Origin of the sequence: Ruminococcus sp. MCC718, assembly GCF_018783905.1 — a bacterium.
Classification (GTDB): Bacteria; Bacillota; Clostridia; order Lachnospirales; family Lachnospiraceae; genus Hominisplanchenecus; species Hominisplanchenecus faecis.
In genome coordinates this window covers 41,740-53,838 of the sequence record NZ_WQNP01000015.1, presented here as the reverse complement: position 1 = coordinate 53,838, position 12,099 = coordinate 41,740, and the positions used below count along the sequence as shown (strand labels likewise).

Below are 12,099 nucleotides of genomic sequence, written 5' to 3'. Positions count from 1 at the left end.
CATAATAATACCTCCATAGGTATATTTAAACACATTTAACCATATTAAGCAATATATTTAGTTACTTATAAATTCCTCCTGAAGTATTGAAATGGCTTTCTGCAACTGATTATCCTCTTCTTCCGTGACCGTCACTTTATTTTTCAGACTTTCATCAAGCTCAACGGTCACATCCGGCTCAATGCCTTTTTTGTGGATATCCGTGCCGTTTGGCGTGAAATACTTGGAAACCGTCAGTTTGACTGCCGTTCCGTCCTCCATTCCGACAATCCGCTGCACAATCCCTTTTCCATACGTTTTCGTACCGACTAAAGTACCAATCCCATAGTCCTTGATTGCTCCGCTGAAGATTTCTGCCGCACTGGCACTGTACCCGTTGACCAGCACTGCCAGCGGCTTTTTGAACTCATTGTTTCCGTCGCAGGTATATTCTGTTCTCTGCCCGTATTTATCTTCGGTATAAACGATCAGTCCTTTCGGAAGCATCTGTTTTAACATCTCGCAGCAGGTATCCAGCACACCGCCAAGGTTGTTTCGCAGGTCTATGATCAGCTTTTCCATACCCTGTTCTTCTAATTTCGCCAGAGCATTCTTGAACTGCTCCGCCGTCACCTTGTCAAACTCACTGACTGCGATATAACCGATCTCATCATCCAGCATTTTGTAGGCCACCGTCGGGACGGCAACATCTGAGCGTTCCACATCGAACTCCAGATAATCCTTTTCACCCTCTCTGGCGATTGTCAGATGGACGGTGTCTCCTTTTGCTGTCTTGATCAGGCTGACCACATCGGTCAGATCTTTCCCGGTCACTTCGATGTCATTGACCGAATAGAGAATGTCTCCCGGAAGCAGCCCTGCCTTTTCTGCCGGTGTCCCCTCAAAACAGGTCACGACCTGGATTGCCCCCGTCTGTGTATCCTGTGAAAGCTTTGCACCGATCCCCTTGTACTCTCCGGATGTGGATTCATTCAGTTTTTCGAGTTCATCCTGTGTATAATATGCAGCATAAGGATCTCCAAGTCCGCTGATCATGCCCTTATAAATGCCGGCTTCGACCGTATCGTTATCCGTACTGTCAAGATAGAGCTGATTGATGATCTCTTCCATCTTCTTGATCTTTGTATCTACCTTTTTCTGATCCAGACTGAGCTGTGTGCCTGCACTGTCTGTGCTCTCCTGCGTTGCCCCTGCTTCTTTCTGATCTGCTCCTGTGATCCAGCCGCCCTGCTGAAGCACCCCGCTTCCGGCCAGAACGACCACAGCCGAAGTCAGGATTCCACAGAAAAAACCTTTTCCGAACTTCTTGTCCTTTGCCATATCTTTGCTCCTTATATCTTCCCCGGTACAGAAACGCATCTTTTCTGTAACCCAAGAAAAGACCGGCTTTGCACGCGGCTTCTCCGGTCTTCTTCTGTTTGTTGCTATTTTATGTGTCCATGCTGCGGTTTATGACGGAGGCGGTATTAATAATCCAGCGTCTCCATGTACTTCATATATTTGACTACCATCAGTGCGATCTTGAATGTGATTGCATCTTCAAATACACGCAGATCCAGTCCGGTACTCTTCTGCAGCTTATCCAGGCGGTATACCAGTGTATTCCTGTGGATATACAGCTGTCTGGATGTCTCTGAAACGTTCAGGCTGTTTTCAAAGAATTTGTTGATCGTAACCAGCGTCTCTTCATCGAAATCATCCGGTGATTTGTTCTCGAAAATCTCTTTGATAAACATCTTGCAGAGCGGGATCGGAAGCTGGTAAATCAGACGGCCGATGCCAAGAGAACTGTATGCGATGATATTTTTCTCCTCGAAAAAGATCCTTCCGACATCCATTGCCATACGTGCTTCTTTATAAGATCTGGAAACTTCTTTGATCTCTTCTACGATCGTTCCATATGCAATATGCGATACTTCCTGCTTTTCTGCCGGCAGAACATTTAAAATCTGCTTTGCCGTTTTCTCCATTTCCTGATAACCTTCTTCGGAAGCCAGCTCTTTGACAACGATAATGCTCTTTTCATCAACTGCTGTAATAAAATCACCTGTCTTGGTTCCAAGCAGTGAACGGATACATTCCATGGAAGCATTATCCTTCTCCTGAGCCGTATCAACCAGAAATACCACTCTTCTCGCATTTGCTGCAATGTGAAGCTTCTTCGCACGGTTATAAATATCTACCAGAAGCAGGTTGTCCAGAAGCAGATTCTTGATAAAGTTATCTTTGTCAAATCGCTCTTTGTATGCAACCAGCAGATTCTGGATCTGGAATGCAGCCATCTTGCCGATCATATAAACATCATCGCTGCTTCCTTTTGCTACCAGCACATATTCTACCTGAAGCTCATCGTATATTTTGAAAAACTGGTGTCCCTGTACCACCTGGCTGTCTGCCGGTGAATCTACAAACGGAACGACTGAGGAACGATATTCTTCTGACTCCGGAAACGTTGCAGCCAGCACATTGCCTTCCAGATCGATCACGCAAAAATCAATCCTCGATATTTCTTTTAATCCTTCTATGGTTGACTGTAATATCTGGTTTGATATCATGTCTTTCTCTCCCTTCCATACATTTTCATACCAGACCAACTACGCTTATTAATCTGACTTGACTATTATTGTAATATAAATCACCAAAAAAGAAAAGAGAAAATTATGTTTTTTTATGCTTTTCGCATATTTTTCGCATAAAAAGAGGCTGCCGCATCGCTGCAGCAGCCCTTTTTCGGGTAAAAATCCTTCGATTTTATCGACTTTTTATTTCACTTTTACCTTTTTTGCAGTGGACATTGCACTTGCATTTCCTTTTTTGACCGTCACGATCTTGTAGTAGTAATTACCTTTCTTCCTGATCTTCTTATCCTGATAAGAAACGGTCTTATTGTTGTTGATCTTCTTGATCCGTTTATAACCGGAGTTTTTCTTCGTAGAACGATAGATCACATAACCGGTTGCTTTTTTATTTCTCTTCCAGCTCAGTTTTACACTCTTGCCTGAAGCAGCTGCTTTCTTGATTTTTACATTTGCTGTAAACTTCACAGTCTTAGCTGCACCGTTGTCACTTGCTTTTACGTTTGCATCCTTAGATACTGCTACTGCACGGTAAGATGCACGCTTGATGCCTTTCAAAGAAGCGGCTTTTTTATCTTTAAATACCAGCTTGCCGGATGCAGTGCTTCCTGCCAGAACCGTCTTGCCGTTTACGGTGCGGTAAATATCATAATGATCTGCACCTTCCACTGCATTCACGATCACTTTTACAACCACACCTGCTTTTGCTGCACTTGCTTTCACAGACTTGATCGTCGGTGCTGCCAGTTTCTTCTCTGCCGGTGTCGGAGTCGGATTTGGTTCTGTATCCGGTGTCTCTGCTGTTTTCAGAGCTGCCTGTGCCTTTTCAAGAGCTGCTGTCAGATCTTTCAGAGCAGCTGCCGTAAGATCAGCACCTGCTTCTTTTGCTGCCTTGTATGCTTTTTCAAATGCATCCCAGGATTCTTTGGTGTACTGTCCCTGACCTGCTGCATAAACAGCATCTGCCTTTGTAACCGCATCACTCAGAGCTTTCTGTGCTTCTTCTTTGTCTTTGTCAACCGTATCTTTTTTCTGCAGAGCATCGATTGCATCCTGTACTGCTTTCTTTGCTGCTGCTACTTCTGTTTCGCTTGCATTTTCTTTTGCAAGTACGGCTTCTGCATTTGTGATCGCTGTTTCCAGTGCTTTTACAGAATCCTCGGTATACAGCGTTTTGTCGATTGCTTTCGCATTGTTTACGGTATTGCCAAGTTCTGTTCTGGAAGCTTCCGTTGCTTTGTCAGATGTTACGGTAACCGTTATCTCTTTTTCTGCTGTTTTTCCGTTCAGTTCTGCAACTACTTTTACTTTTGCTGTTCCTGCTGCACTTACTGTCAGTACATCACCTTCCAGAGCTGCCTTTGTTGTGCCGGCATCTACCAGTGTATAAGTGTAAGTGATGTTCTTTTCATGTGCTGCACAGTCTGCTGCGGTTGCTTTTGCAGCCAGTTTCAGTGTTTTGCTTGTATCTGCTGCTGCCATCTGGATGGTCTGGTTATCAAATACAAGATCTGTGATCTCACAGGTACATGGTACTTCCTCTGTCTTAAAGCTGTAGGAAACGGTCATGGATCTGTAATCAGCTGCAACATTTACTTCCGGTTTCACACTTGTACCGTCAGAGAGTTTGATGCTCTGCGGTTTGCTGCTGTCTGCGAAACGATAATCGCCAACTGCTGTCAGGACTGTTTTTACTTCATAGTTTGCATTTGCCTCAAATGCTGCACCTGCTTCTACTTCTTTGCCGTCCTTATACCAGGTTGTGCTGGTTGTATACGGTGTCAGTGCAATGTTTACAGACGGTGTTGCCTGATCCAGTGCATGAGCTGTCACTGCATAAGATTTCTGCAGATTATCAGAGTAATCTTTTCCGCTGTAGATGCGGATGTCAGAAAGCAGTCCGGTATATGGAGGTGTTGTTGAGGAACCAAGATCTTTGCTGATGTTATAACCAGTTGTAAAGGTACTTGTGTTGTAAGATTTCAGGGTTACATCGTAATTGTCGCTTGCGTTTGCTCTTCCGGATGTCGGTGTTCCGGCTTTGCCGTCTACATAGATCTGCATCTTTGTACCGGTAAATACTGCCAGAATATCATGCCATTTATTCCAGAAACTGGAATCGATCGCACAGCTGCTCTCAACCCAGGAACCTTTTGCGTCGCATGCATAAACAAGTACGCCGCTGCTCTTGAGCTGAACACCATACTGCTCATCCATCTTGCCAAGCATTTGATATGTACCGCTTCCTGTGATCTCATCTGATTTCATACGGAAACGGATAAACATTGCTTTGTCTTCTCCGGAAACATCAAATTTTCCGTTGTTTGTTCCATCATTCTCTGCCGTTACGTATCCGGAATATCCCCATCCATCACTGTAGGATACCTGAACGTTATCATTCAGCGTCAGTGTTGCCGGATCTGCAGCCTGGTCTGCAACTGCCTCAAAATGTTTGCCTTCTTTTGATGAAGATACGACTGCATCTGCGGATGTCTCACCTGCTGCCGGTGCAGTCACAGTGATTTCCGGTGCTTCGAGCACATTTTCTTCTTTCGGTGCCTCCACAAATTTTGCAAGAACATTCAGCTCTGCTGCATTGATGAACATATTCGGTTCTGCACCTTCACTGTGAATTGCTTCAAATTTAACATTGGTTACGCCTGCAACCGGCTCGAACTCAACGCTCTTCTCAGTCGGGATGGTTTCTCCTTCATAAGACCATGTTACATTTGCTACTTTTGTATAAGTTTCTCCGTTATCAGTGGATACATAAACGTTTGCTTCTGTTACGGCACCGTTTTTGATAACACCATTTTTGTCTCTTTCCGGTCTTGGGAGATAAGTCAGTGCTTTTACTGCATATGCCTTATCCAGAGTGATCGTATAATTGTTGTTGCCGGTCAGTGTTCCGTTGGAATACTGTGCCTTCGGTTTGCTGTTGTCATTCCAGTTTGTATGCCAGTATGTGCTGCTGTCACCGTCAAGTGCTGCTGCTATGATACCGTTTCCGGCTCCTTCGCCTGTCAACTCTTCACTGTCTGCGGCACCTGTCATATTTGCCGGAAGCAATTTTTTATAACCGTCATCTGCCGGCTGATTCTCTCTTTTTACAAGCTCTGCAATGGCATCATCCAGTGCTTTGACTGCTGCTGCTTTTTCTTCAACGGTTGCATTTTCTTTTGCTGCTACTGCTTCTGCTGCTTTGATCGCTGCTTTCAGAACTGCATAAGATTCTGCGGTATACTGATCTTCATCCAGTTCTTTTGCTGCACTGATTGCATCTGTCAGTGCACTTTCTGCTGTAGAATCAGATTCTTTTGTATACATTTCATAGATTGCCGGAGCTGCTCCTGTGCCATCCCATGTGATCTTCACTTCGTTGATACCATTGTAGAATACCAGATTCTTGAAGACATTCAGCGATTTGGACAGAGTACCGACTTCTACCCATTTACCTGCATTGGTATGGATAGAAACTTTTGCATTGGAAATCTCCTCTCCATCCTGAATGACGTAAAGGCTGTCTTTTACACCTGCATCCAGACGGTAAGTCAGAGTTCCTGCACCTTCGCCTGCCCTGAACATGGTTGTTAAAGAATTATCGATTGCCTGTTTTGCATCAAATCCTTCCACGCCTGCCGGTTCTGCAAAGATGGTCTTGTCTGCATCGGTGTTGGTCAGGCTTACGGAATTGATATCAAAGGTTACATCTGCTTCCCCTTTGTTGATGAAGCGGATGTATTTTGCATCCATGCCTTTTTCGGTATCAACCGGATACCAGTTGAATCCATTATAGCTGTACTCAAAGGTTACCTTATCTTTGTTTGTGTAATCTGCTGCAATCGTGCTGATCTCACGTACATTTCCGAAATCAATACCAATGTACTCACCATTTTTCAGGATAACATCTTTGACTTCCGGAATTGCAGCCTCATTTTTATTGATCGTTACAATTGTCTCTTTGTAAGTTTCTGTGTTGGTGTATGCATACTCATCTGCCGGGAAAGTCTCTGCCTGGAATTCACGGATTGCATACCATTTGCTTGTTGCAGCCGGTGTACGCAGACGGATGTAGCGAGCTTTCAGGGACTGGTTTGTCAGATCCACGTTGATCTCGTTTGTTCCGTAAGTACCATCAACCTGTGTCCAGTTTTCATTATCCATGGAATACTCCAGGATACCCTGCGAGAAAATATCTCCATCTGTCTGAGTTCTTCCCTGCAGGATGCGGACTTTGCCAAGTTTATAAGCTGCTCCGAGATCCAGCCCAATGTATCCATTTGCAGTAACACTTGCATTAAACCATGCAAAGGTACTGTCATTTCCATCAATAACATTGCCTGCATTTCCCTGGTAGAATCCACCAAGTCCGCTGTACATCAGTCTCTTCTCGCCGGTCTCTGTGCCACCGCCGGAAGTATTTCCGCCACTGAAAGTATTATCCAGCACTTTCAGTGCTGCTTTCTTCACATAATTTTCCATCTGTGCTGCGAACGGCATGATCTTCATAGCTCCGGCTTCTGCCATGATAGTGCCGTTCAGCTGAGGTGCCGCACAGTTCTGTGACAGTTTGTAATTGTTTTCTGCACTTACATAATTTGCACATACAGCATCGTCATCGCCTGCTTTGAGTCCCATTGCAGTCTTGACAAATCCGATGCTTGCTTTGGAAAGATATCTCAGAGAATCTACCCAAGGTTTCATCTCTTCTTTTAGGTTTTCGTTTGTTCCGTTTGTCTGGAAATCATCTGCAGCTGTCACGATCTTCTGCAGCTGTTCAATCAGTGCATTTCCGGATTCCGTCAGATCTGCATTGCTGTTGTATGCAGTCTTGAATGCATTGATGTACGGAGTCAGTTCTACCGACTCACCCATCGCTGTGATACCGCCCGGGCTCGGGTTAGTCATATGTTTGCACAGTTCATGCAGGGACTGTGGAGCTCCGCTGTCGATGTACTTGAAGCCGTCAGCCCAGCTCTTCTCTGCATCAAAGTCAGCTGTGTTCCATGCAAAATCAGCGATCGCAAACAGTGCTGTCTTGGAAGCTTCTGCCTGCTCCAGCGGGTTCGTTACAATACCCATGAAGTTTGTCAGACCTTTTTCAAGGATTGCACTGTCTCCAGGGCCCATAACCAAACGTGCGTGGTTTACGTCATTTACCGGCCAGTTCAGCCACATAAATGCCTCTCTGCCGTTTGTATAAGAATTTTTAAAATTATTGAAAGTACTCTGTCTTGCCGGATAACATACAGATTCACCGGTCCACATCAGTTCTACATCCGGAAGACTTTCAAAATGTTTGAAGTAGTTTGCAACGGTCTGAGCTTCGCCTTCACTCCAGCTGCTCCAGTTTACTGCACCTGCACAGTATACCTGCGGTACGAAGCACAGATTGTAAACATCGCCTTTGGATTTGCACCATGCATCCAGGTCTTTGCAAAGTCTTGCATGTAGGCTTACTTTGCCGGCTGCGTCGTCTGCGGAAAGCACAAACTGACGTACGCCAACGTTGTAAAGCTGTTCAAATTTTGCAATGATAACCTTCAGGTCTGCATCATAAGTGGAGGCTGTGATAGCACTGTGCATAAACGGATGAATTGCCCATGCAAAACGGCACTTGGAATCCTGTCCTGCCTGCACCATCTGTCTGATCTCTTCCAGTCTGTCTGCCGGATAGAGCTCACGCCACTGTGAATTGTGGTATGGCTCGTCCTTCGGTGCATAGATATACATATTCATCTTGAAATCGCCGCCGAACTTCATCAGACTGATACGATCTTCCACAGACCACGGAATACCATAGTAGCCTTCGATAAATCCACGGTACTGACCGGATGCGTAATCTTCGATCTGAAGTTTGCGTACGGCTTTTTCTGTCACCTGGTTAAAAATCATTTTCAGAGAGCTCAGTCCGTAAAATGCTGCATCGGTGTCTTTACCAAGGACTGCGATCACATTGTCCTGGATAGCCAGAACATATGCATCTCTCTTGTCAAACAGATCATCTGCATAAGTAACATGGTCGTTGAACCATTTTTCAACTGCTCCATCGGAACCTTTTGTACCAACCAGTACGTTCATTCCGTTTGAAGCTACGGCACCTGTCACGGTTCCTGTGATATTCTGAATAGCCAGTACTTCGTTCAGACGTTTCTGTGTTGCCTCGTCGATCGTGCTGTCATAGACAACGTTTGTCTTATCTGCCAGGGTAAAACTGCTATCCTGGTAAACAACACTTCTCGGGGTTGGATAAATTTCATATTCTGCTGTCGCAGAAGTGTCATTTGCAGCATCTGCTGCTTTTGCATCAAATCCGGTAAAAGTCATGCCTGTTAAAATCATGGCAAAAACCAGTACAAGACTGATGACTTTTTTCACATTCTTTCCCATCTAAATCCTCCTTTTCATAAGTTCGACACCGGGAATCCGTATGCAGCTTCCGTCTCCCGCCCGTCGATCGTTTTCTTATTTTTCGAAGAAAATCTTTTGTTGTTAAAGTGCAAATTTTCTCACGAAATAAGTACCTTTATTATACATTTTATCTGTTTTACTGTCAATCTCGAATCAGTTTCTTATGCAATTTAAGCAGGAATATTTGTGAAATTCTTCGCTTTTTTCGTCGAAAATTTCAAAAGTCTGTACTATTCTTTTCATTCATAACAAAAAGCCCCGGGAAATGGGGCTTTCTGCTGAAAAATGTATGTAAGAAATTGGAAAACGGCGAACAAAAAGGCGCTCCGTATAAACGGAACGCCTTTGTTCTTACAAGAGACAGTATACACATTTTCCAGCATTTGTCAAATACTTTTTTCAGATATTTTTGAGCATCTCGGAATGTGCAAAATGCTCTGCGTTTGTCTTTCGATACGTTCATATTTTATTCATGATACATTCAAAAAACTTTCATTCGCTCATCATGCCAAATTCATTTTTCCCCTTTATACTTCAAAATGTCAAAAATGTTGCAGAAATATTTCATTGACACCTAATACATATGTCATTTTCTCAGTATTTTAATACTATTTGAATATACTTTTTTCATAATTGCCAGGCAGCCCTCTGTCTGGCATCCTCCCTTTTCAGGGCTTTTTTTATTTTCAGCTTTTTATGTACACAGGGAAGTCTTCTCCGACTAAGATAAAAAACGCCAGAGACAAGCAGCTTTGAAATCACCCTTTTACAGGTATATTATGATTTTGGCTTTTATCTCTGGCGTTTATGATTTTCATCTCCGACTGCATGAGCTGCCAGGCAACTGTACAGCTCTGTAGCTCCTACATCCTTTTATACTTCAAACAGCAGGTCACCGTAGGATGGCATCGGCCACTCTTCTTTATCTACGATCATCTCCAGCTTATCCACCGGAACTCGCAGTTCTTCCATATCTTTAAACACAACTTCATGATAATACTCTGCCTGTTCTCTTCCATTCTCCATGGCTGCCGCCTGATCTGCTGCCTCCTGCAGTTTTGCCAGTGCCAGTTTTGTCTGAGAAAGAAGGGCTGTTGTATCTTTAAGCATGTTCATCGGAACGGTCACATCTGCTCCGGCTGTCTTGATCTCATTTACCGTACCGGCAAGGTTTCTGGAAAAACGCATAACGGCCGGGATGATATGCTTGCTGGCAATATCGATCATGGCACGGGCTTCGATATTCAGTGCCTTGGAGTATCCTTCATACTGGATCTCTGCACGGGAACGGAGTTCAGCTTCCGTAAATACGCCGAATTTGCCAAACAGCTGGATCGCTTTATCGGTCACAAGTGCCGGGATCGCTTCCACCATGGAATTGATGTTCGGCAGGCCTCTGCGTTTTGCTTCTTCTACCCACTCTTCAGAATAACCGTTGCCATTAAATACGATCCTCTGATGTTCTGTTGCATATTCTTTGATCAGGTCATGCACGGCAAGCTCAAAATCTTCTGCCTTTTCCAGACGGTCGCAGGCATCGGAGAATGCTTCCGCTACGATCGTGTTGATCACCACGTTACATTCTGCTACGGAATCTCTGGAACCTACCATACGGAATTCAAATTTATTTCCGGTAAAGGCAAACGGTGAGGTACGGTTACGGTCCGTTGCATCTTTTGCAAAATCCGGAAGAGTCTTAACGCCGGTATGTAATTTTCCGCCTTTTAAGCTGTGTGTTGCAGAGCCGGTGCTGATCAGCTGTTCCAGCACATCTTCCAGCTGTTCACCCAGGAATACGGAGATAATAGCAGGCGGTGCCTCATTGGCTCCCAGTCTGTGGTCATTTCCGACATCGGCTGCGGATTCACGAAGAAGATCTGCATGGCGGTCTACAGCACGCAAAATACAGGTCAGGATCATCAGGAACTGAACATTTTCGTGCGGTGTCTTGCCCGGATCAAGCAGATTGATGCCGTCATCTGTGGTGATGGACCAGTTGTTGTGCTTACCAGAACCATTGACTCCCGCAAATGGTTTTTCATGAAGAAGACACTGCAGTCCGTGACGCTCTGCCACCTGTTTCAAAGTCTCCATAATGATCTGGTTGTGGTCTGCTGCTACGTTGCACTCTGCATAGATCGGTGCCAGCTCATGCTGTGCCGGTGCGACTTCGTTGTGCTGTGTCTTTGCAGAAACACCCAGTTTCCAAAGTTCTTCGTTTACTTCTTTCATAAAACCGGCAATTCTCTGACGGATAACTCCAAAATAATGGTCATCGAGCTCCTGACCTTTCGGAGGCATGGCACCAAAGAGTGTACGTCCGGTAAAAATCAGGTCTTTTCTCTTTAAATATTTCTGCCGGTCCACGATAAAGTATTCCTGCTCTACGCCAACGGAAGGTGTCACTTTTCTGGATGTCGTATTGCCGAACAGACGGATCAGTCTGAGTGTCTGTGTCTGCAATGCCTGCATGGAGCGAAGCAGCGGTGTCTTCTGATCCAGTGCTTCTCCTGTATAGGAACAGAATGCTGTCGGTATACACAAAATCGCACCTGCACTGTCTTCACGTACAAATGCCGGTGAAGTGCAGTCCCAGGCTGTATATCCGCGTGCCTCAAAGGTTGCTCTTAATCCTCCCGACGGGAATGAAGAAGCATCTGGTTCTCCTTTGATCAGCTCTTTTCCGGAAAAGTCCATGCTGACCGTTCCGTCTGCATGCGGTGCTGTAATAAATGCATCATGTTTTTCTGCTGTGAATCCAGTAAGCGGCTGGAACCAGTGTGTGTAATGCGTTGCACCTTTTTCCACTGCCCAGTCTTTCATAGCCCCAGCTACGACTTCTGCTGTGATCGGATCCAGCTCTTTTCCTTCATCAATGGTCTTATGCAGTTCTTTGTACACCTTTTTCGGCAGACGCTCCTGCATGATCTTGTCATTGAATACATTCGAACCAAAAAGCTCTACCACATTGATCTTTTCTTTGTTCTTGTCTTCCATTTCTTACAATCCTCCATCGTGACCTGCTGCTTTTCATATCCAAAAAGCTTTTTTCGTTTGCTTTTGTCTATCCTTCCAAATCATACCTTATTTTTCACTGTTTTGCAACTAACTT

4 protein-coding genes are annotated in these 12,099 nt (G+C 44.7%); all 4 read right to left on the bottom strand.

The annotated features are described in order from the left end of the window. Nucleotides 1-57: 57 nt before the first annotated feature. The 4 genes from GPK60_RS01655 to GPK60_RS01640 all read right to left on the bottom strand — a co-directional run bounded on the left by GPK60_RS01655 (nucleotide 58) and on the right by GPK60_RS01640 (nucleotide 11,984). Entirely contained in the window at nucleotides 58-1,320 is a 1,263-nt protein-coding gene (locus GPK60_RS01655) for a S41 family peptidase (protein ID WP_215658734.1), read from the bottom strand. 146 nt (nucleotides 1,321-1,466) lie between these two features. After that, complete coding sequence (locus GPK60_RS01650; protein WP_022118983.1) at nucleotides 1,467-2,555, bottom strand: helix-turn-helix domain-containing protein; 1,089 nt, start codon at nucleotides 2,553-2,555, stop codon at nucleotides 1,467-1,469. A gap of 207 nt (nucleotides 2,556-2,762) precedes the next feature. Further along, nucleotides 2,763-8,966, bottom strand: coding sequence for a beta-N-acetylglucosaminidase domain-containing protein (locus GPK60_RS01645; RefSeq protein WP_215658733.1), 6,204 nt, complete (start codon nucleotides 8,964-8,966; stop codon nucleotides 2,763-2,765). An 894-nt stretch (nucleotides 8,967-9,860) separates the two neighbouring features. Beyond that, entirely contained in the window at nucleotides 9,861-11,984 is a 2,124-nt protein-coding gene (locus GPK60_RS01640) for a glutamine synthetase III (RefSeq protein ID WP_022118980.1), read from the bottom strand. Nucleotides 11,985-12,099: the final 115 nt, after the last annotated feature.